A 20,740-nucleotide genomic window follows, 5' to 3' on the forward strand; every position below is an offset into this window, starting at 1 on the left:
CATTTTTTTGGTTCTGGGAGCGTTTGAGGATTCCCAAGAGCGGTTTTGCGTGATTCATGAGAGGTCGGCTGTTGGAGGGGCCGGCCATGAACAGGGATTGGCAAGTCGATCTGGAGCAGTGGCTTGAGCCGTTCGTCTCGGCGTTGAGGCACAAGACGCGTGCGCGGATGTGTCCGGCCTATATTGCTGGGCTGATTGGCCTTGGGGATCGCAAGAGCATCCAACCGATGGCGGCGCGCGACGCAGGCGTCAACTATGACCAGCTGCACCACTTCATCGCGAGCGGCGTGTGGGATGCTGGGCCGCTGGAGAAGGTGCTACTTGCGGAGGCCGACAGACAAGTTGGCGGGAACGATGCATGGCTGATCGTGGACGACACAGCGCTCCCCAAGAAGGGGCGCCACTCGGTCGGCGTCGCGCCGCAATATGCCTCGGCGCTTGGTAAGAACGCCAACTGCCAGACGCTGGTGTCGCTGACGCTGGCCTCTAGCGAAGTGCCGGTCATGGTGGGACTGCGGCTGTTTCTGCCCGAGAGCTGGACTTCCGATCCCGCCCGGCTCGACCGTGCCGGTGTGCCCGAGGACCATCGTGCCTACAGGACCAAGCCCGAAATCGCGCTGGCCGAGATCGACCGGGCTCGCGCAGCCGGCCTACGCTTTGGCTGCGTGCTCGCCGATGCCGGATATGGCTTGAGCGCCCCCTTCCGGCAGGCGCTCACCGAGCGCGGCCTTACCTGGGCCGTCGGCATCCCGTTCAAGCAGAAGGTCTATCCCGCCGACGTGGCAATGATCTTTCCCGTTGCCGGACGCGGCCGTCCGCGCCAGCGGCATATCCCCGATGTGAAGTCGATGACCGCGAAGGCGATGCTGGAGACAGCCCCATGGCGCGCGGTCAGTTGGCGGCGTGGCACCAAAGGCCGCCTCTCGGCGCGCTTCGCCGCTGTCCGTGTCCGGGTTGCAGATGGCCCACCCCAGCGCATCCGCGACATGGGCGCTCAGCATCTGCCCGGCGAGGAGGTCTGGGTGATCGGCGAGCACCGCTCGACCGGCGAGCGCAAATACTACCTCTCCAACTTGCCCGCCGACACCCCGCTCAAGCAGATCGCAGGCGCCATCAAGGCGCGCTGGGTCTGCGAACAGGCGCATCAGCAGCTCAAGGAGGAACTTGGCCTCGACCACTTCGAAGGGCGCTCATGGACCGGCCTGCACCGGCACGCGCTGATGACGATGATCGCCTACGCCTTCCTGCAATCTCGCCGCCTCAAACAAGCGGGAGGGGGAAAAAAGAATCGTTGGCCCGCCGCCCCAACCGAGCCTACCCGCCGTCAGGCAAGCCATCCTCACCGCGCTAGCGCAGCCGCCCCCAATCCGTTGTCCCCACTGCCGCAGAGCCCTCTCCGCTAACAATCTGCCAAAGTAGTGCTAGACTCTTTCGGCGTCCGCAGCGAAATTTCTGCATTCTCCAACAAATTGCGAAAATTTTTCGCGGCCTGCATCACCGCCGGCGACCTCAACGTTTTGAAGGTCGCCGCGGGAGTGGTAAAAGGGTGGGAACCCGCCATCCGGCGGCATTCACAGGGGTAGGGACCATGAGCCTTCGTATCAACGACATAGCGCCGGACTTCACGGCCGAGACCACCCAAGGCGCGATCAAGTTTCACGACTGGATCGGCGACGGCTGGGCGATCCTGTTCAGCCACCCGAAGAATTTCACACCGGTCTGCACGACCGAGCTCGGCACGATGGCGGGGCTGGAGGGCGAGTTCAAGAAGCGCAATGTCAAGATCATCGGTATCTCTGTCGATCCGGTTGCGAGCCACGACAAGTGGCAGGCCGACATCAAGACGGCGACCGGCCAAACGGTGCACTATCCGCTGATCGGCGACAAGGATCTCAAGGTCGCCAAGCTTTACGACATGCTGCCCGCCGGTGCCGGCGAGACCTCGGAAGGCCGCACGCCCGCCGACAACGCCACCGTGCGCTCGGTCTACGTCATCGGGCCCGACAAGAAGATCAAGCTGGTGCTGACCTACCCGATGACCACGGGCCGCAATTTCGATGAGATCTTGCGCGCGGTCGATTCCATGCAGCTCACCGCCAAGCATCAGGTGGCGACGCCGGCCAACTGGAAGCAGGGCGAGGACGTCATCATCACCGCCGCTGTTTCCAACGAGGATGCGATCAAGCGTTTTGGCGCCTTCGAGACCATCCTGCCCTATCTCAGGAAGACCAAGCAGCCTTCCGCCTGAAACAGGAGTCGGAACGGTTTTTGCCGTTTCCGCCCTTGCGGGCCAAGTCATGCTTGACTGGCCCGCGGGGGTGGACAACCATGCTCTTATTAGAGTTCGGCGGAGAAAATCGTTCCTGCCGGCGGGGTTGGGGAGCTCGGTTTGGACGTGGCTTTGGCAAGACCTGAGGTCAAGGGCTTTTACGACAAGCCGACCGGGGCCATCCAATACGTCGTCACCGACCCGGCGACGAAGCGGTGCGCCCTTATCGATCCGATCCTCGACTTCGATGAGAAATCCGGCGCAACGGGTACGAAGAACGCGGATGCCCTGCTCGATTTCGTTGGAGAAAACGGGCTGGAGATCGAGTGGATCCTCGACACCCATCCGCATGCCGACCATTTCACGGCTGCACACTATCTGAAACAGAAAACCGGGGCGCCGACGGCGATCGGCGACAGGGTTGTCGATGTCCAGAAGCTGTGGAAGGTGATCTACAACTGGCCGGATTTTCCCGCCGACGGCTCGCAGTGGGACAGGCTGTTCCGGGAAGGCGAGACGTTTGCGATCGGCAGCCTCCCAGTCAAGGTGCTGTTCTCACCCGGCCACACGCTGGCCTCGATCACCTATGTGGTCGGCGACGCCGCCTTCGTGCATGACACGCTGTTCATGCCAGACAGCGGCACGGCGCGCGCGGATTTTCCCGGCGGCAGTGCCGCGCGGCTGTGGCGCTCGATCCAGGGCATACTGGCGTTGCCCGACGAGACGCGAATCTTCGTCGGCCATGACTATCAGGCCGGTGGCCGCGAGGCCTTATGGGAAAGCACGGTCGCCGTACAGAAGGCCAGCAACATCCATCTCGTTGCCGCGCACAGCGAGGCTGAGTTCGTGGCGCTACGCGAAGCGCGCGACAAGACATTGCCGATGCCGCGGCTGATCCTGCATGCGCTGCAGGTCAATATGAATGGCGGCCGCCTGCCGGAGCCGGAAGCCAATGGCCGGCGGTATCTGAAGTTTCCGCTGGATGGGCTTTGAGGCAATCTCAGCCTGGCTGCGGTGTAAGAAAAAGGCGGCGCCAGTTTCCTGACGCCGCCTTGATATTTCCTGGCCGAAGCCGGCCTTAAGCCGCCGGCTGTGCCTCGATGGTGCGCAGCGCCTGGGTCTGGCGCTTGGCGGCGGCCTTGACGGCATCCTGCACTTTTTCGAAGGCGCGCACCTCGATTTGGCGCACACGCTCGCGGCTGATGTCGAACTCGGCCGACAGCTCTTCCAGCGTCAGCGGCTCCTCGGCGAGGCGACGGGCCTCGAAGATGCGCCGTTCGCGCTCATTGAGCACGGCAAGAGCGCCCGACAGCATGCCGCGCCGGTTTTCCAGCTCGTCCTGCTCGATCAGCATCTCTTCCTGGCTTTCGTGGTCGTCGACAAGCCAGTCCTGCCATTCGCCGGACTCGCCTTCCGTCGCCCGGATCGGCGCGTTGAGCGAAGCGTCGCCCGACAGGCGGCGGTTCATCGACACCACTTCGGCTTCGGAAACGTTCAGCCTGGTGGCGATCTCGGTGATCTGATCGGGCTTCAAATCGCCGTCGTCCAGAGCCTGGATCTTGCCCTTCACCTTGCGCAGGTTGAAGAACAGGCGCTTCTGGTTGGCGGTCGTGCCCATCTTGACCAGGCTCCACGAGCGCAGGATGTACTCCTGGATCGAGGCCTTGATCCACCACATGGCGTAGGTCGCGAGGCGGAAGCCGCGCTCGGGTTCGAATTTCTTGACGGCCTGCATCAGGCCGACATTGCCTTCCGAGATCACCTCGCCGATCGGCAGGCCGTAGCCGCGATAGCCCATGGCGATCTTGGCGACGAGCCGCAAATGGCTGGTGACGAGCTTGTGCGCAGCGCTGGTGTCTTCATGCTCGGCATAACGCTTGGCGAGCATGTACTCTTCCTGCGGCTGAAGCATGGGAAAGCGGCGGATTTCTTCCAGGTAGCGGCTGAGGCCGCCTTCGCCGGAAACAATACTGGGTAGTGACTGGGCCATGATAGCGCCCCCTCTCTATTGGAGTGATGCCCCCGAAACGCGGCGGGCACGTGACGCGAGCACCAAAAGGCCTGCTCGCGACATCAGATCTTATACAGGAACAAAACCAGAAAAGACAGGCATTTGTTCAACACGAAACAGTGTGTCACGCTGAAGTGAACAGTGCCAGTCAGGTTTTTTGATGGCTGGTTTCCGGCTTGTCGGTGGCAGGTTCAGAGATTACGAAAACCGCCGACGAGTTCCCCCATGTCCCCCGGTATCGGCGCCTCGAACCTCAGAGGCAAATGGGTATCCGGGTGACGAAATGCAAGGAGCCAGGCATGCAAAGCTTGCCGGGAAAATGCCTTGACCTGACCTTTCAGCGGCTCCGGCAGCCGGTTGGCCTTGGTGCGGAAGGCCTGGCCATAGTCGGGGTCGCCGATGACCGGATGACCAATATGGGCCATGTGGACACGGATCTGGTGGGTGCGTCCGGTTTCCAGCCGGCATTCGACCAGGCTTGCCGTGGCGAATTCCTGCTGGTTCTCGCCGAAACGCTCCTGGACGGCAAAGTGGGTGATGGCATGGCGGGCGTCGTCGCGGCCTTCCGGCACCACGGCCCGGCGCACCCGGTCGGCGGCGCGGCCAAGCGGTGCATCGACCGTTCCGGTTGGCCGCTGCGGTATGCCCCAGACCAGCGCCAGATAGGCGCGTTCCAGATCGCCGCTGCGGCCGTGATCGGCGAAGGCTTCGGACAACGCCTTATGAGCGCGGTCGGTCTTGGCCACCACCATGACGCCGCTGGTCTCCTTGTCCAAGCGGTGCACGATGCCCGGCCGGCGCACCCCGCCAATGCCTGACAGGCTGTCGCCGCAATGATGGATCAGCGCGTTGACCAGCGTGCCGGTCCAGTTGCCGGCGCCGGGATGCACGACAAGCCCCGCCTGCTTGTTGATGACGATCAGAGCGTCGTCTTCATAGAGCACATCGAGCGCGATGTTCTCGCCCTGCGGCGTGGCCGGCTCCGGTTCCGGCATCGCGACTGCAACACTTTCGCCCGCGATCATCTTGCGCTTGGTCTCGTCGATCGGCTTGCCGTTGATGGAAACCGCGCCCTGCCGGATCAGCATCTGCACGCGGCTGCGCGACATGTCGGGACCGAGGCTCGCCGCCAGCCATTGATCCAGGCGCTGTCCGGCCGCATCCGGGCCTGCCACAAGCACAGTTGGTGCTGCCTCTATCAATTCAGGGTCCTCTTCGCTATGAGCGCTCATCGAAAAACCGTTCCGGAATATTTGCCATGGCCCGGCCCGATGCCGACGAAGACCAGGAAAAGCCGCTCGACCCCGAGGTCGAAAAGATGCGTGGCAAGCTCGTCCGCTTCATGGCCATCAATCTCGGCCTGCTGCTGCTGGCCCTTATGGTGGTGATCGCGGCGATTGTCTACAAAGCCCGCAAAGCGCCATCGGTGGCCCCGCCACTGGCTGGCGATATCCAGGTGCCCGCCGGCGAGCCGTTGAGCGGCGACATCGTGCTGCCGGTCGGTGCAAAAGTGGTTAGCCAGTCGCTGTCCGGCAATCGCATCTCGATCGACGCCGAGCTTGCCGACGGCGGTCGCGCGATCTTCATCTACGATATCGCCGAGCGCAGGCTGATCGGCCAGTTCGCAATTCGCAACAAATAGGCTGGCCGCAACCATGCAACGAACAAGCGCGTCGCAGAAATGACCGGCTTCGCCGAACATCGTCGTGTCGCGACTGTCGCGCTGGTCGTCGCCAATTATGACGAGGCGATCGCCTGGTATGTCGGGCGGCTGGGCTTCCTGCTCCTCGAGGACGTCGATCTCGGCGGCGGCAAGCGCTGGGTCACGGTCGCGCCGGCCAACGGGCAGGGCGCCAGACTGCTGCTGGCCGAAGCTTCCGACGAGGCGCAAAGGCAAAGCATCGGCAACCAGATTGGCGGACGGGTCTTCTTGTTCCTCGAAACCGACAACTTTGCGCGCGACCATGCGGCAATGCTGGAAAAGGGCGTCGAATTCCGCGAGGCGCCGCGTTTCGAGCCCTATGGCACGGTGGCGGTTTTCGCCGATCTCCATGGCAATCTCTGGGACCTGATCGAGCCGAAACGCTAGAGCGTTTCACCGTTTCATGGAAACGGCGAACCGCTCTAACTCATTGTTTTGACACAATTCCTGACGGAAAACCGCTCGCACTTTTCCTGGAATTGCTCCAGGATTGCAGCCGGCTTTTCGCCGATGTGGTAAAGCTGGCCGAACCCAGTTGCTTTTTCCCAGCCGTCAGCCTATATCGCCGGTTCTTGAGCGCGCCCATCGTCTAGCGGTCAGGACACCGCCCTCTCACGGCGGGAACAGGGGTTCGATTCCCCTTGGGCGTACCAAGGATCTTCTGCCTGATGTGATGCTTGCGCAATCCGGCATGTTGAAGCAAGTTGGCTGCATGAAACAATTGGCTTTGCCCCTCCTCATTTCCGCTGCCCTGATTGCCCAGTGCGGCCCGTCGTTCTCCAAGGACAGGACGATCACCGGCACCATTCGAGGTTTCGAATGTGGCGACAATTGCTATCTGACCATTGTCGACCGCAAGAAGGTGGAGCAAGTCGGCCTGTGTGCCGCGCCCGAGTGCGAAAGCTGGAACGAGCAAACCGCGATGCCGTCGCGCTACAAGGGAAAGCGCGTGATCGTTGCAGTCGGGCAAGGGCAGCAGGTCGATGACAGCGGCAATTTGATGGGAGAGATGATGTCCTTCACGAAGATCAGATTTCTCGACTAGCATTGGCGGCATTCAGACAAGGCACCCTATGTAGGTTGCTCTTGACTGACGACGCCCGCGGCCCCGCCGGCTCCGCGTGCCCGAATGCCCCCAATTTAAGTCAGGCCGCGACGCTTGAAAGCGCAACAATTGCTGTTACTTACGACGCCGGGGTAACATCCGCGGACGGCGGATTTTGGGTTTGGGTAGAGTTGGAATGGCGTCAGGGAAGATGATTTGCTCGCGCTGCCATGGCGGCGGCAAGGTTTTCGATTGCTCGAGATGGTCCGCGTCGAAAGGGCATTGCTGCCCGCAAGGGACGCACCAGATCAGTTGCCCGGGGAAGACCGTCGCGTGCGCCGAATGTGGCGGCCTCGGGATGCTGGTGGAAGCTGAGCTCAAGGCCGTCGCGTAGCCGCGGCTTCGGCAAGGACGCGATGAGGGCGACTTTCCCGTTGCTACCGTGTCGGCCGTCTCTTGGATAGGTCCAGCAGGTTTTAAGACCAAGAGCGGTTTCACCGTCTTGCAACGAAAGGGCTCGCCCGCTTCTGGCGCGGCGGGGCCGATTGCATTAGCATCACGTCAGGGATTTCGAGGCACGGCTCAAGCGGCACAGAGAATGCCGGTGCCGGACAGATCTGACGGGCAATCGATGCCGCGGGGAGAAGGCCAATGCAGAAGCTGCAATCGCAGGGCGTCCACCACATCACACTGGTCGGCGCCGGGCGCCAGACCTCGATCGATTTCTGGGAAGGCGTGCTCGGCATGCCGTTCATCTTCGAGCAGCCCAACCTCGACAAGGCCAGCGAAAGCCATCTCTATTTCGATCCGGGCGACGGCCGGCTGATCACCGTCTTCACCGATGAGAGCCGCACGCCGCCGAAGCGGCGCACGCCGACCGACCCGGGCTGCGTCCACCACATCGCGTTTGCGGTGTCGCGCGTCACCTTCCTGCAGGCGGTCGCTCGGCTCGACGAGCGCGGTATCAAGCACAGCGGCGTCAAAGATCGCGGCTTCATGGATTCGATCTATTTCGAGGATCCGCTCGGCCTGCTGATCGAACTCGCTTCCTACCGCTTCGAGCCGCCGGCGGGTTTCACCCATGCTGACGTGCTGATGCAGGCGCACAGGCTGCGTGTCGCGCGCGGCGATTACAACATTGCCGAGGTGCACCTTGCCGACGCGATCCAGGCGCTTGTCGAGAGTTCCCGCGCGACCCTGTCGGACGACCGGGTGCCGAAGAATCCATACTGACGGCCAACAAAACAGAGGGAGAACAACAATGGCAAAGACAGTGACCAAGAGTGCGAAGAAGCCGGCGGCCAAGGCAACTGCCAAACCGGCAAGCAAGGCTGCGGCCAAGCCGGCGCAAAAGGCGGCGGCAAAGGCGGCTGTCAAGACGTCCGCACCGAAGGCCAAGGCGAAATCGGCGAAAAAACCAGCGCTGAAGCTCAGCATGCTGAAGCCGAGCGTCAACAACATGACAGTGCGGGTGTTTGCCCGCGCGGCCGGGTTCGACGCCGCCGAGACTGATGCCTGGGGCCACACGCGCTCGCCCGAATACATGGCGCGCAATCCGGCGCATCTGACACCGATGATCGAGGACAAGGGACTTCCCAGGGGCGTGCTTTGGGAAAGCTGCGCCATCATGCAGTATCTTTCCAACAAGCATGGGCTGGAGAAATTCTATCCGAAGGCGCCGGCCAAGCGGGCGATGGTCGACAGCGCCATGTTCTATCTGATCGGCACGCTCTACCCCTATGTGGCGCGCGCCACCTATCCGGCGCTGGGTTTCCCGCACTATCCCGGCGAGGTCGGCCACAGCGATGCCCATCCCGACAAGAAGTCGGAAGCACAGAAGGCCGCCATGGCCGCGATCGCCGAGCCGCTGGAGGTTTTTCACAGCTTCTTCAGGGACGGCAAGCCGTTCATCGGCGGCAAGCACCCGTCGATCGCCGATATCCGGCTGGCGGCGACGCTCGAGTTCCTGGCGGTCATCGACTATCCCCTGCCCAAATGGGCGAAGGAGTATGTGGCGGCTATCGAGAAGAAGCTCGGCAAGGCTTACGCCGAGCCGGCCGGCGATGTGCGTGGCTATATCGCCTATGTAAGGTCGCAGGCGAAGGCTTCGGCTTAAGGATTCGTTAACCTAAGCCCTGTCTACTGCTGGGAATTCGCCGCGCGACCACGGATGTACTGGCGCACTATCGGCGGAAGGAAAGGTCGGCTCCGTGCCGGCCTTTTTGCTTTTAGAGCGTTTCACCGTTTCATGGACACGGCGAACCGCTCTAACGCTTTGTTTTGACGCAATTCCTGACGGAAGACCGCTCACACTTTTCCTTGAATTGCTCTAGCGGGCCTCACGCCGGGACATCGCGGGACGTTGATCAGGCAGCGCCGGAGCATCAACTTTTTGCGCCACGATATTGTCATCGCCGGTGTTGGCTCTAACATCCCTTCAGCGGATTCGGCTTGGAATGCCGACCTGGAGTGAGATGAGGGCTTGCGATGAAATGCGTGGCGGCAATGCTGATGATCGCCGGTGGCGTGCTGGCTGGAACGCTTCTCCCGTCACAGGCAGCAGTGCTCAACACAATGGATGACGTCGGGGACGCGATCCAGGCGTGCTGGACGCCGCCGGCGGATGCCGGGAACTCGACCGTAACCCTGAGCTTCAGCTTCAAGCGCGACGGCTCGCTGATCGGTCCGCCGCGGCCGACCGCCGCCAAGGTGGCCGGCGATGACAAGGCGCGGAAGGCGTTCATCGAGGCGGCCGTCGCGGCCGTCAGGAATTGCACGCCCCTGACCGTTTCGCCGACGCTGGCGAAAGGCATCGGCGGCAACGTCTTCACATTGCAACTGATTTCCCCGAAGCAATAGCTGTTCACGCCGGCCTTTTAGCGAGAAAGCAACAGCGCATTTCGCGGGAAGGCTACGCCTCCGCCAGATTGGCTTTTCCAGAACCAATTGCTCAATGGCTAAGGCGCCGAACCTCGGCATGCCGTGCCAGGTCCGGTGTCTCGAAGACATAGTCGCTCCAGGCCGATTCCGGGATTTGCCCGGCAAGATAGCACTCCAGCAACAGGTTTTGCTCGGGATTGAGCGGTCGTGGCGCGCGCTCATGATCCAGCCCGAGAGAATGGAAAAGGTTCCTTGTCAGTTCCGATACCGTGAAGTGGATCGACATCTGCGTTATCCTCTGCCCATCAACGCCGCAGTCAGGCAAAGGTTTCAGCGTCAGGCGCCGGTAACGCCGGATTGATCGTTCGCTGGGGCCATGACCTGGCAATTTTCGACCGCCGCCGGTCTGACCGCATTGTTTTCCGCTTCGTCTCAATCTTGAAATAAAAATGTAATATCGAATTTACAGGGGCCATTCTATTACACTAGATGAAAGCCTGCTCAGGTCGTAATTCTTTAAGTATTAGGTATAGCTCACTTGGGTGAAATTTACCTTGGCGGCGCAAGGAGACGCTGCCATGGGTGATTTAATCTGGTTGTCGGAAGCGCAGATGCGCCGCATCGAGCCATATTTTCCGCTGTCCCATGGGGTGCCTCGTGTCGATGATCGTCGGGTCATCAGTGGGATCATCTTCGTGATCAGGAACGGCTTGCGGTGGCGCGACGCGCCAGCGGAGTACGGCCCACCAAAAACGATCTACAATCGCTTCATTCGCTGGAGCAGGCTGGGCGTGTTCAACAAGATTTTCGCGGCACTCGCGGCGAAGGGCGGGAAGCCCGACCATCTGATGATCGATGCGACCCACCTGAAAGCCCACCGGACTGCAGCAAGTCTGCTCAAAAAGGGGATGTTCCCCGACGTATCGGACGTACCAAAGGCGGCCTGAACTCGAAGCTACATGCCGTCTGCGACGGCAAAGGCAGACCGCTGGTGATGCTGCTGAGCGAGGGCCAGATGAGCGACTACAAAGGCGCTGCCCTCATGATCGACGCTTTGCCCAGGGCCAAAGCCTTGCTCGCAGACAGGGGCTATGACGCCGACTGGTTCCGCGCCGCTCTCGCAGAGCGCAAGATCACCGCCTGCATCCCGTCAAAGGTCAACCGAAAGGTGACGATCCCCCACGACATCGCACTCTATCGCCAGCGTCACAAGATTGAGAATATGTTCGGCAGGCTCAAGGATTGGCGGCGCATCCACACCCGCTATGACCGCTGTGCGCACACCTTCATGTCTGCAATCTGCATCGCAGCCACCGTCATCTTCTGGCTCAATCAATGAGTCCTGAACCTAGCACTACTTTGGCATTTTTTTGGTTCTGGGAGCGTTTGAGGATTCCCAAGAGCGGTTTTGCGTGATTCATGAGAGGTCGGCTGTTGGAGGGGCCGGCCATGAACAGGGATTGGCAAGTCGATCTGGAGCAGTGGCTTGAGCCGTTCGTCTCGGCGTTGAGGCACAAGACGCGTGCTCGGATGTGTCCGGCCTATATTGCTGGGCTGATTGGCCTTGGGGATCGCAAGAGCATCCAACCGATGGCGGCGCGCGACGCAGGCGTCAACTATGACCAGCTGCACCACTTCATCGCGAGCGGCGTGTGGGATGCTGGGCCGCTGGAGAAGGTGCTACTTGCGGAGGCCGACAGACAAGTTGGCGGGAACGATGCATGGCTGATCGTGGACGACACAGCGCTCCCCAAGAAGGGGCGCCACTCGGTCGGCGTCGCGCCGCAATATGCCTCGGCGCTTGGTAAGAACGCCAACTGCCAGACGCTGGTGTCGCTGACGCTGGCCTCTAGCGAAGTGCCGGTCATGGTGGGACTGCGGCTGTTTCTGCCCGAGAGCTGGACTTCCGATCCCGCCCGGCTCGACCGTGCCGGTGTGCCCGAGGACCATCGTGCCTACAGGACCAAGCCCGAAATCGCGCTGGCCGAGATCGACCGGGCTCGCGCAGCCGGCCTACGCTTTGGCTGCGTGCTCGCCGATGCCGGATATGGCTTGAGCGCCCCCTTCCGGCAGGCGCTCACCGAGCGCGGCCTTACCTGGGCCGTCGGCATCCCGTTCAAGCAGAAGGTCTATCCCGCCGACGTGGCAATGATCTTTCCCGTTGCCGGACGCGGCCGTCCGCGCCAGCGGCATATCCCCGATGTGAAGTCGATGACCGCGAAGGCGATGCTGGAGACAGCCCCATGGCGCGCGGTCAGTTGGCGGCGTGGCACCAAAGGCCGCCTCTCGGCGCGCTTCGCCGCTGTCCGTGTCCGGGTTGCAGATGGCCCACCCCAGCGCATCCGCGACATGGGCGCTCAGCATCTGCCCGGCGAGGAGGTCTGGGTGATCGGCGAGCACCGCTCGACCGGCGAGCGCAAATACTACCTCTCCAACTTGCCCGCCGACACCCCGCTCAAGCAGATCGCAGGCGCCATCAAGGCGCGCTGGGTCTGCGAACAGGCGCATCAGCAGCTCAAGGAGGAACTTGGCCTCGACCACTTCGAAGGGCGCTCATGGACCGGCCTGCACCGGCACGCGCTGATGACGATGATCGCCTACGCCTTCCTGCAATCTCGCCGCCTCAAACAAGCGGGAGGGGGAAAAAAGAATCGTTGGCCCGCCGCCCCAACCGAGCCTACCCGCCGTCAGGCAAGCCATCCTCACCGCGCTAGCGCAGCCGCCCCCAATCCGTTGTCCCCACTGCCGCAGAGCCCTCTCCGCTAACAATCTGCCAAAGTAGTGCTAAGTCGCGAGAATATGATTCCAGTCCGTCAACAGCAAGAACAATGTTGTCCCGATGATCCGCTTCTGGCTTCTCATGATGATCGCTCTGGTGACGGTGGCCGCCTTTGCGCTCGGCACGACGTCTTCCGATGCGGATATTTGCAGCGCGATCAGAGGTCAGTTGCTTTCCGGCGGCCGCGGTGGGGGCGTGAGTCCCGAACTCGCGCAGTTGCGCCGCCAGCTTGCCGCGATCCAGGGCCTGGAGAGGCAGCGCCGGTGCACGGCGCAAAATGCCAAGGGCGGCTTCTTCAACGCTTGCGCTGATCTTGCCAGGAACCGGACGGAGGTGCTGCGCCAGATCGCGGCCGGTTCCGGCCGGGACGTTTCGGGCCTGCAGGCACGGTTCGCGGCGCTCGGCTGCGGTGCGAAGGATCAGCGCCCGGCATCGAAGACCCAGCCCACCGCGGGCGAAGCAATTTATGCCGGCAATTCGATGCTGTTTTGCGTGCGCCTTCCGGATGGATATTTCTTCCCCGCGCCAAAGTCGCAATTCGCCGGCAGCGACGATGTCAAGGATATGGCCGATCAGTGCCGTTACATCTGTGATGATCCGGCTGTCGATCTCTACACGCTGAGCGATGCCAGTCTGGAGACCGAAAAGATGGTCGCGCTTGATACGCGCAAACCCTACACCGAATTGCCGTCGGCTTTCCGCTACCGGGACGATGCCAATTTCAAGGCCTGCGACGTCAAGCGCTACTACCAGCGGGTCGCCGAACTGAGGGCAAGGACGGTGACGCCGACAAACATGAGCAACGCCATCATTCCCCTGCCGCAGCGGAAACCGGACGTCGGCAGCCCGGAAGTCGGCAGCGTTGCGGCAATCCCTCAAGAAGCCCCGGGTGCCGCTCAGGAGCAGTCGATCGAGGCCAGCAAGCGGCCGGTGCGCTTGGTTGGCCCGGCCTTTTTCCCGGCTGAATGACCGCCCTTCTCTCTAGGCATCCATCAGATAACAGGTTGCGGCGGGCTATGGGACCCGTCTGGAACAGAGGGGCGCTCACGGCGTTGTGATCGACATCAGCCAGGAGAAACGCCATGGCCACGTTCAGGGAAATGCGGGTTCTGGAGATCGTCGAAAACGGCTCGCTGACCAATGACGAGAAGATCGCCGAACTGCGTGAGATCGAATCCGAGGCGCGCGGCCTGCAGCGGGCCGCGTCGGAGAGTTCGATGGGTGATGAGGACGGCTGGCAGGACGATTTGCGCCAGGTTCGCCTTGCACTCGACAAGCTTGGAGCGAAGGAACCGAAGAAGGGCGCGGCATCGCTGTAGGCCTCTCCGCTGTTGGGCCCCGGGGCTTTCCCTCAATTGTGCCTATTCGCAGACCATGCGGACCCGCTGGCCCGGCGCGCTTACGTTCCTGCACGCCAATTGCTTTTCCGGGGCCGAGGGCGGGGGAGGCGGCGGTGAAAATTTCGTCTGATGCCGTCTCTGCACGCCAGGTTTAAAAACCCTGCGCTCCGAAAATCGTCCGGGCGGCGGCTGTGGCGGCACCGGAAAGGCGCCACTGTCGGCCTGCGGTGCGTAGTCGACATTGGGTGGCGGCCGGTCCCAGAAGCGCCTGGCGTCGAGTGGCCGCGGGATGATGACTGTGCCGTCATAGCTGCGCGAACAGCCGCTGCCGAAAAGCAGCGCCACGCCCAGCAAGAAAGGCCCTATCCGTCCAGTCATAAGCAACACCCCTGCACAGGCTTATAACGCGGCCTTGGTGCACCCGACAACCGGACCGAATAACGCAGGAGGAACGGACTGGTTGCGCCGTTAAGGTTAGCGGATCGTTAATGCTTCTCGGGCACATTCCGCCGACGAACCGCGGAGGGAGGGTTCGGCCTTGATTTTCGGGGTGGGGACGGGATGGCGGAAGCGGACGAAGCAATCGGCGCGCGCGGCAAGCGTGAGCCCGGCAAGGCGGTACACCGCGGCGACGCGCCGCCTTGCGCGGACATGGATTCGGCCGACGCGCTGCGCCAACTGGTCGAGGTGGGCTCGGACTGGATCTGGGAGACCGACGCCGAACTGCGATTCTCCTGGCTTTCCCCCAGCTATCAGGCGGCCACCGGTATCGATCCGGCCGATGTGCTTGGCCGGTTCCGCTTCGATTTCCTCAATCAGGGCAACCACAGCGCGGCAGCGCATCTGGAGGATCTGCAGGCGCGCCGGCCCTTCCGCGACTTCGTCTACGAACTGAAAGGAGGCGGCGCCGACTGCCGCTGGGTGTTGACGTCAGGCTTCCCACGGTTTGACAGCGAGGGACGATTCGCCGGCTATCGCGGCATAGGCCGCAACGTCACCGCGCTGGCCAGCGCCTTCGAGATCGCGGAGCGGAACCCGTTACCGGACAGCGAACCCGACCGGCATCTTGCCGATCTCGAACGGACAATGGACGCCATGCACATGGGCGTCGTGCTTCTCGATGCCAAGCTCGACACGCTGATCGTCAACAAGGCCTATCGCGATCTGTCCAGGATTGCGGATGGTGCCGTGACTGTCGGTGCTCCGTTCAGCCAGTTGATGGACCTCAACCGCCGCGATGGCATCTATGGCGACATCGACGACCAGCAGTGGCAGCGCTACCTCGCCACCCGTATCGAGGAGATTCGCGCCGGCTCCGTCGCGCCGCGCGAATTTGTCCATGCCAACGGCAGGACGATGATGTTCTCGGTGACGGCGCTGTCCGGAGGCAAGCGGCTGCTGACCTACTATGAGGTCACCGGACTCAAGCGTCGCGATGCCGAGATCGAAAGCGCCAACGCCAAGATCGCCGAGACCTTCGTCAATCTGCGCACCATGGTCGATCAGATGCCGATCGGCGTTCTCGTCCTCGATGCCGAGATGCGCGCCGAAATCATCAATCGCGCATTTTACGATTTCTGGCAGATCGACGCCCGGCGCTCCGAGATCGGCTGCAGCTTCCGCGATCTGATGGACGCCAGCCGCGACATCGACCCGTATGGTTGCGATGATGCGACATGGCAGCAGCATATCGCCGAACGTGAAGCGGAAATCAGAGCCGGCACAGCTGGCTCGCGGCAGTTTCCGCGCAATGACGGTCGTACGCTGATCTCCTCGATGGCGCCGTTGGCCGGCGGCAAGCGGCTCATTTCCTATGTCGATGTCACGGACATGAAGGACCGCGAAGCCGAACTCGCAGATGCGCTGGAAAAGGCGCGGCTGGCGGAAGCGGTGATCAACGGCGTCAAGGACCCGATCTTCGTCAAGGACGACAATCTGCGCTTCGTCTTCGTCAACGAGGCGTTCGCAGGCCTGTTCGGCCAGACTCCGCAAGCCATGCTGGGCAAGCCGGGCGGCGACTTCCTCGCGCCGGCCCAGGTTGCGCTCTTCGAGCGTAGCGAACGTGAGGTGCTTGCCAGCGGGCGTGCTTACGAGGTTGAAGAAAATTTCGAGGTCAATGGCGCCAGCCGTTCGCGCATCGTCAGGAAAAACCGCGTCGGCATGGCAAGCGGCCGCAACTATGTTGCCGGCTTCCTTTTCGACATTTCCGAAATGAAGCGCCGGGAGACCGAGGCACAGGACGCGCGCAAGCATCTCGCCAGCGTACTGGAATCGCTGCCGGCCGGCGTCATCATCTACGACCGCGACGACAAGTTCGTCTTCGCCAACCGCAAGCTGCAGGACTCGCTGCCGGCGCTGAAACCCGTCTGGCAGCCCGGCTCTACCTTCCGCGAGGCGCTGGAGTTCGGCCATGCGGTCGGCTATTTCCGCTCGTGTGGCGATCCCGAACTCGACAAGCTTTACGACGTCGACACCGAACGCTGGGCCGACGGCGTGCTGGCGCGCTACCATCTGCGGAATTCGTCCTACGAGCGCCTCAATGCCGATGGGCGCTGGTACCAGGTCTACGACATGCGCACCGAGGACGGCACGTTTATCGGCGTGCGCGTCGACATCACCGACCTCAAGAGCCGCGAAGCGGCGCTGCGCGACTCGATGCGCCAGATCGATCTGTTCCGGCATGTCATGGACGAGCTGCCGGTGGCCGCCTTCATCAAGGCGCAGGACCTGAGCATCGAATTCGTCAACAAGGCCTGGTGCGCGATTACGGGCCTTGCCAAGGAAGACGTCATCGGCCGCACCGATCGCGAGCTGTTCGGCGCCGAGGAAGCGGAAGGCTTCAGCCATGACGACACCGATGTCGTGGCGACCGGCGCTGCGCGCGAGGTCGAGGAGCCCGTCACCCATCGCGACGGCACGGTGCGGCAGCTGATGACGCGCAAGAGCCGGCTGGTGGCCATCGACGGATCGGTGCATCTGGTTGGTTCCAGCACCGACATCACCGACGTCAAGGCGCGCGAGCGGGTGCTGGAAGAGAGCATGCGCGAGAACGAGGTGTTCCGCAGCCTGATCGACAATGTGCCGGTGTCGATCTACGCCAAGCGCTCCGATCTCAGGCAGTTCTATGTCAACAAGGGCTGGTGCGACCTCACCGGTCTCAGCAGGGAAGATGCGATCGGCAAGACCGACATCGAGATTTTCGGGAAGGACGGCGAGGCTTTCGTCAATGGCGACCTCGCAGTGCTGCGCACCGGCGAAACGCAGGAGATCGAGGAAACCGTGACGCTTGCCGACGGCAGCGTCAGGCATCAGTTCGCGCGCAAGGGCGCGATGATCGCTTCGGACGGCTCGCTCTACCTGATCGGATCGACCACCGACATCACGGAACTGAAGATGCGCGAGGCCGAACTCAGCGAGGCGCGCCAGCGCGCCGTGCTCGCCGACCGCGCCAAGTCGGAATTCCTCGCCAATATGAGCCATGAGATCCGCACACCGATGAACGGCGTGCTGGGCATGGCGGAACTCCTGGCCAAATCCAATCTCGATCCGAAGCAGAAGACGTTCACCGACATCATCGTCAAGTCGGGCAACGCGCTGTTGACCATCATCAACGACATCCTGGATTTCTCCAAGATCGATGCCGGCCAGATGGTGCTCGATCCGGCGCCCTTCAACCTTGCCGAGGCGATCGAGGACGTGGCGACGCTAGTGTCGACGCGCGCCAAGGAAAAGGACCTCGAGCTCATCGTGCGCGTCGAGCCGAGGCTCGAGAGCCTGTTTATCGGCGATGTCGGCCGCATCAGGCAGATCGTCACCAACCTCGTCGGCAACGCGGTGAAATTCACCGATGAGGGCCATGTGCTGGTCGACGTGACCGGCGAGAAGGTCCCGACCGGAACCAGGTTGACAATCTCGGTCACCGACACCGGGATCGGCATCCCCGAGGAAAAACTGAAACTGGTGTTCGAAAAATTCAGCCAGGTCGACACCTCCTCGACAAGGCGGCACGAGGGCACCGGGCTTGGCCTTGCCATCACCTCGCGGCTGGTCGAGCTGATGGGCGGCGCCATCGGCGTCGAGAGCGCCGAAGGCAAGGGCTCGACCTTCTGGTTCACCGTGACGCTGCCGCGGGCTGGACAGCAGGACGGGCAGCGCATCATGCCGGTGGACGTGACGGGCGCACGCGTGCTGATCGTTGACGACAATGCCGTCAACCGGGCCATCCTGGCCGAGCAGATGGCCTCGTGGACGTTCGATTCCTGCGCGGCCGAGAGCGGCGCCGAGGGCCTGAAGGTGCTGATCGCCGCCGCTGCCTATGGCGTGGCCGTGGATTGCGTCGTGCTCGACTACCAGATGCCCGAGATGAGCGGTGCCGAAATGGCGCGCATCGTGCGTAACACCGAAGGCCTCGCCGACACGCCGATCATCATGCTGACCTCGGTCGACCAGTCGCTCGCCAACACCAGCTACCGCGATCTCGGCATCGACGCCCAGCTGATCAAGCCGGCGCGATCCTCCGTGCTTCTGGAAACGCTGGTGGCGACCATCCAGCGCCATCGCCACACCACGGATGCGCCGGTTCAGCAACTCGCAACCGAGAGGCTTGATGCCCCCCAGCGGCCGCCGCTGGCGCCGTCCGAACAACGCGCGCAATTGCAGCCGCCGCCGGTTCGTCCCAGGCTGCCTGCCACCGGCGATGGCGGACACAGGCTGGATATCCTCGTGGCTGAGGACAATGAGGTGAACCAGATGGTTTTCACCCAGATCCTCGGCGAGACCGGCTACGGCTTCGAGATCGTCGGCAATGGCCGCAAGGCGCTCGACGCCTTCGGCAAGCTCAATCCGTGCATGATCCTGATGGACGTCTCGATGCCGGAGATGAGCGGGCTCGAGGCGACCGCCGCGATCCGCCGGCTGGAGCAGGAAACCGGCACGCATGTGCCGATCGTCGGCGTCACCGCGCATGCGCTCAAGGGCGACCGCGAACGCTGCCTGGAGGCGGGTATGGACGACTATCTGCCCAAGCCGATCAGCCCCAGGGCCCTGCTGGAGAAAGTCGAGCGCTGGATCGGCGCCGGCAGCCAGGTCCAGCGCAACGCGGGATAGCATCCCGCCGCTGGGTTTCAGGGACCCGGAGAGGCAAGCCGAGGGAATCAATCGCCGATTTGCTGCTACCCCTGCTTGCAATGCCTATGGTGCGATCGCACCATATCAAAGGCGGCGCCCAGCCGGGAGAATAGCAAAATCGAATTCCGCCCTTGCAGTTACGGGCGGGAGCAGCGACCGCCAGCACGGAACAGCGTCAACCTACCCCAACGGACCTGTTTTTGGCGATGGCCCGGCCATGACACGCTCTGGTCTTGAGCAACGCACTCCCGCCCGGATTTTCTTCACCTGACAAAGCCCCGTCGAATCCGGCGGCGGCTCCAGCCGATGGATGGCTCAAGCCCCTGATTCCGGGGGCAAACTCGGATCAGGCGACGATCGCCCGACGCCACTGCCATTTCCAGTGCCAGCGACGCGTTACCGGGCTGACACGAAACTGTCATGCGACTGTTATAATCGAGGGCTATTGGCCTCAGCGGGCGCTGGTTAGGAATGGCGCCGAGAGACCATCTTCCGAACAGGAGCAGGCCACATGAGACATTTCATCCGCTCGGCGGCCGTTGCGATCGCAATGGCTACAGCGTCTACCTTCACCCTTTCCGCAGCCATGGCAGCTGACCTTTCCGGCGCCGGTTCGACCTTCATCTATCCAGTGTTCGCCAAGTGGGCCGACACCTACAAGAAGGACACCGGCATCGGCCTCAACTACCAGTCGATCGGTTCGGGCGGCGGCATCAAGCAGGTCATCGCCAAGACCGTGACTTTTGGCGCCACCGACAAGCCGATGTCCGATGCCGATCTGGAAAAGAACGGCCTCGTGCAGTTCCCGATGGTGATGGGCGGCATCGTGCCGATCGTCAACCTGACCGGCGTCAAGCCGGGCGAGCTCGTCCTCGACGGCAAGACGATTGCCCAGATCTATCTCGGCGCCATCACCACCTGGGATGACGCCGCGATCAAGGCGCTGAACCCCACCCTCACCCTGCCGTCGACCGCGATCGCCGTCGTGCATCGTTCGGACGGCTCGGGCACCACCTTCAACTTCACCAACTATCTGGTGAAGCTCTCGCCCGACTGGAAGGACAAGGTCGGTTCGGACACCGCCGTCGAATGGCCCACGGGCGTCGGCGCCAAGGGCAGCGAAGGCGTTGCCAACACCGTCAAGCAGACGGACGGCGGCATCGGCTACGTCGAATACGCCTATGCCAAGCAGAACAACCTGTCCTATTCCAAGATGCTGAATGCAGCCGGCAAGGTCGTCGAGCCGTCGCTCGAATCCTTCGGCGCGGCCGCTTCGAATGCCGACTTCAAGACTGCCAAGAACTTCAACGTCATCATCACCAACGAGCCCGGCGACGCCACCTGGCCGATCGCGGCTTCCACCTGGGTCCTGATCCACAAGGCTCCGGATGATGCCGCCGCCACCGGCGAAGCCCTGAAGTTCTTTGCCTGGGCCTACAAGGACGGCAAGGAAACCGCCAAGGCGCTCGACTATGTCTCGATCCCCGACAGCGTCGTCGACCTGATAAAGGCTTCGTGGAAGACCGACATCCAGGCCGACGGCAAGCCCGTCTACGTCGGCGAGTAACATCCCTTGAAGGAGCGCCG

The 20,740-nt window shown here is 62.5% G+C and carries 18 protein-coding genes and 1 tRNA gene; 16 read left to right on the forward strand and 3 right to left on the reverse strand.

Translation table 11 applies throughout. The annotated features are described in order from the left end of the window. Positions 1-86: 86 nt before the first annotated feature. From HGP13_RS06850 to HGP13_RS06860, 3 genes are all read left to right on the forward strand, one after another. Positions 87-1,403 (forward strand): IS701 family transposase, encoded by a 1,317-nt coding sequence (locus HGP13_RS06850; RefSeq protein WP_172221580.1) that lies wholly within the window; start codon positions 87-89, stop codon positions 1,401-1,403. Positions 1,404-1,588: 185 nt separating this feature from the next. Then, a complete protein-coding gene (locus tag HGP13_RS06855) occupies positions 1,589-2,248 on the forward strand; it encodes a peroxiredoxin (protein ID WP_027041898.1) in 660 nt (219 codons plus the stop codon). Between the two features lie 147 nt (positions 2,249-2,395). Beyond that, a complete protein-coding gene (locus HGP13_RS06860; RefSeq protein WP_246707304.1) occupies positions 2,396-3,262 on the forward strand; it encodes an MBL fold metallo-hydrolase in 867 nt (288 codons plus the stop codon). Between the two features lie 85 nt (positions 3,263-3,347). Here the strand turns inward: HGP13_RS06860 and rpoH are convergent, their stop codons facing one another. Together rpoH and HGP13_RS06870 are read right to left on the reverse strand one after the other, a co-directional pair. Next, on the reverse strand, positions 3,348-4,259 hold the full coding sequence (gene rpoH, locus HGP13_RS06865) for an RNA polymerase sigma factor RpoH (RefSeq protein WP_172223104.1): 912 nt from the start codon (positions 4,257-4,259) through the stop codon (positions 3,348-3,350). 212 nt (positions 4,260-4,471) lie between these two features. Beyond that, the gene (locus HGP13_RS06870) at positions 4,472-5,512 is read right to left on the reverse strand and encodes an RluA family pseudouridine synthase (protein ID WP_172223107.1); all 1,041 of its coding nucleotides are present in this window, start codon (positions 5,510-5,512) and stop codon (positions 4,472-4,474) included. A gap of 26 nt (positions 5,513-5,538) precedes the next feature. Between HGP13_RS06870 and HGP13_RS06875 the strand changes: the two genes are divergently transcribed. The 7 genes from HGP13_RS06875 to HGP13_RS06905 all read left to right on the forward strand — a co-directional run bounded on the left by HGP13_RS06875 (position 5,539) and on the right by HGP13_RS06905 (position 9,886). Beyond that, on the forward strand, positions 5,539-5,922 hold the full coding sequence (locus HGP13_RS06875) for a fimbrial protein (protein WP_172223109.1): 384 nt from the start codon (positions 5,539-5,541) through the stop codon (positions 5,920-5,922). A gap of 39 nt (positions 5,923-5,961) precedes the next feature. Further along, positions 5,962-6,369, forward strand: a complete 408-nt coding sequence (locus HGP13_RS06880) for a VOC family protein (protein ID WP_172223112.1) — start codon at positions 5,962-5,964, stop codon at positions 6,367-6,369. Between the two features lie 191 nt (positions 6,370-6,560). Then, positions 6,561-6,635 (forward strand) — tRNA-Glu (locus tag HGP13_RS06885). Between the two features lie 59 nt (positions 6,636-6,694). After that, on the forward strand, positions 6,695-7,027 hold the full coding sequence (locus tag HGP13_RS06890; RefSeq protein WP_246707305.1) for a hypothetical protein: 333 nt from the start codon (positions 6,695-6,697) through the stop codon (positions 7,025-7,027). A gap of 651 nt (positions 7,028-7,678) precedes the next feature. After that, positions 7,679-8,260 (forward strand): VOC family protein, encoded by a 582-nt coding sequence (locus HGP13_RS06895; protein WP_172223117.1) that lies wholly within the window; start codon positions 7,679-7,681, stop codon positions 8,258-8,260. 28 nt (positions 8,261-8,288) lie between these two features. Next, entirely contained in the window at positions 8,289-9,143 is an 855-nt protein-coding gene (locus HGP13_RS06900; protein WP_172223120.1) for a glutathione S-transferase family protein, read from the forward strand. Positions 9,144-9,514: 371 nt separating this feature from the next. Continuing rightward, positions 9,515-9,886: a cell envelope integrity protein TolA gene (locus tag HGP13_RS06905; protein WP_172223122.1), complete on the forward strand. Its 372-nt coding sequence runs from the start codon at positions 9,515-9,517 to the stop codon at positions 9,884-9,886. 91 nt (positions 9,887-9,977) lie between these two features. Here HGP13_RS06905 and HGP13_RS06910 read toward each other — a convergent pair whose 3' ends face one another. Beyond that, a complete protein-coding gene (locus tag HGP13_RS06910) occupies positions 9,978-10,193 on the reverse strand; it encodes a hypothetical protein (protein WP_140772725.1) in 216 nt (71 codons plus the stop codon). Positions 10,194-10,485: 292 nt separating this feature from the next. Between HGP13_RS06910 and HGP13_RS06915 the strand changes: the two genes are divergently transcribed. From HGP13_RS06915 to pstS, 6 genes are all read left to right on the forward strand, one after another. Then, positions 10,486-11,246 (forward strand): IS5 family transposase gene (locus tag HGP13_RS06915; protein ID WP_172225988.1). Its coding sequence is split into 2 segments (ribosomal slippage): positions 10,486-10,819 and positions 10,819-11,246, totalling 762 coding nucleotides; the frame shifts between segments, so codons are not numbered across the junction. Between the two features lie 110 nt (positions 11,247-11,356). Further along, positions 11,357-12,673 carry an IS701 family transposase gene (locus HGP13_RS06920; protein ID WP_172221580.1) on the forward strand — a complete coding sequence of 439 codons (1,317 nt, stop codon included), beginning with the start codon at positions 11,357-11,359 and terminating at the stop codon, positions 12,671-12,673. Positions 12,674-12,746: 73 nt separating this feature from the next. Next, positions 12,747-13,655 carry a DUF2865 domain-containing protein gene (locus tag HGP13_RS06925; protein WP_172223125.1) on the forward strand — a complete coding sequence of 303 codons (909 nt, stop codon included), beginning with the start codon at positions 12,747-12,749 and terminating at the stop codon, positions 13,653-13,655. A 113-nt stretch (positions 13,656-13,768) separates the two neighbouring features. After that, positions 13,769-14,005 (forward strand): hypothetical protein, encoded by a 237-nt coding sequence (locus tag HGP13_RS06930; RefSeq protein ID WP_172223128.1) that lies wholly within the window; start codon positions 13,769-13,771, stop codon positions 14,003-14,005. A 582-nt stretch (positions 14,006-14,587) separates the two neighbouring features. Further along, the gene (locus HGP13_RS06935; protein WP_172223131.1) at positions 14,588-19,132 is read left to right on the forward strand and encodes a PAS domain-containing protein; all 4,545 of its coding nucleotides are present in this window, start codon (positions 14,588-14,590) and stop codon (positions 19,130-19,132) included. 532 nt (positions 19,133-19,664) lie between these two features. Beyond that, the gene (gene pstS, locus HGP13_RS06940; protein ID WP_172223134.1) at positions 19,665-20,720 is read left to right on the forward strand and encodes a phosphate ABC transporter substrate-binding protein PstS; all 1,056 of its coding nucleotides are present in this window, start codon (positions 19,665-19,667) and stop codon (positions 20,718-20,720) included. Positions 20,721-20,740 lie beyond the last annotated feature (20 nt).

The sequence above is a fragment of the Mesorhizobium sp. NZP2077 genome, assembly GCF_013170805.1.
Lineage (GTDB): Bacteria > Pseudomonadota > Alphaproteobacteria > Rhizobiales > Rhizobiaceae > Mesorhizobium.

Bases quoted from the DNA above. Each gene is read 5' to 3' on its own strand.
- HGP13_RS06880 (WP_172223112.1), top strand. From the start codon at position 5,962: ATGACCGGCTTCGCCGAACATCGTCGTGTCGCGACTGTCGCGCTGGTC.
- HGP13_RS06920 (WP_172221580.1), top strand. From the start codon at position 11,357: ATGAACAGGGATTGGCAAGTCGATCTGGAGCAGTGGCTTGAGCCGTTC.
- HGP13_RS06930 (WP_172223128.1), top strand. From the start codon at position 13,769: ATGGCCACGTTCAGGGAAATGCGGGTTCTGGAGATCGTCGAAAACGGC.
- HGP13_RS06895 (WP_172223117.1), top strand. From the start codon at position 7,679: ATGCAGAAGCTGCAATCGCAGGGCGTCCACCACATCACACTGGTCGGC.
- HGP13_RS06925 (WP_172223125.1), top strand. From the start codon at position 12,747: ATGATCCGCTTCTGGCTTCTCATGATGATCGCTCTGGTGACGGTGGCC.
- HGP13_RS06870 (WP_172223107.1), bottom strand. From the start codon at position 5,512: ATGAGCGCTCATAGCGAAGAGGACCCTGAATTGATAGAGGCAGCACCA.
- HGP13_RS06900 (WP_172223120.1), top strand. From the start codon at position 8,289: ATGGCAAAGACAGTGACCAAGAGTGCGAAGAAGCCGGCGGCCAAGGCA.
- pstS (WP_172223134.1), top strand. From the start codon at position 19,665: ATGAGACATTTCATCCGCTCGGCGGCCGTTGCGATCGCAATGGCTACA.
- HGP13_RS06855 (WP_027041898.1), top strand. From the start codon at position 1,589: ATGAGCCTTCGTATCAACGACATAGCGCCGGACTTCACGGCCGAGACC.
- HGP13_RS06850 (WP_172221580.1), top strand. From the start codon at position 87: ATGAACAGGGATTGGCAAGTCGATCTGGAGCAGTGGCTTGAGCCGTTC.
- HGP13_RS06905 (WP_172223122.1), top strand. From the start codon at position 9,515: ATGAAATGCGTGGCGGCAATGCTGATGATCGCCGGTGGCGTGCTGGCT.
- HGP13_RS06910 (WP_140772725.1), bottom strand. From the start codon at position 10,193: ATGTCGATCCACTTCACGGTATCGGAACTGACAAGGAACCTTTTCCAT.
- HGP13_RS06935 (WP_172223131.1), top strand. From the start codon at position 14,588: ATGGCGGAAGCGGACGAAGCAATCGGCGCGCGCGGCAAGCGTGAGCCC.
- HGP13_RS06875 (WP_172223109.1), top strand. From the start codon at position 5,539: ATGGCCCGGCCCGATGCCGACGAAGACCAGGAAAAGCCGCTCGACCCC.
- HGP13_RS06890 (WP_246707305.1), top strand. From the start codon at position 6,695: ATGAAACAATTGGCTTTGCCCCTCCTCATTTCCGCTGCCCTGATTGCC.
- rpoH (WP_172223104.1), bottom strand. From the start codon at position 4,259: ATGGCCCAGTCACTACCCAGTATTGTTTCCGGCGAAGGCGGCCTCAGC.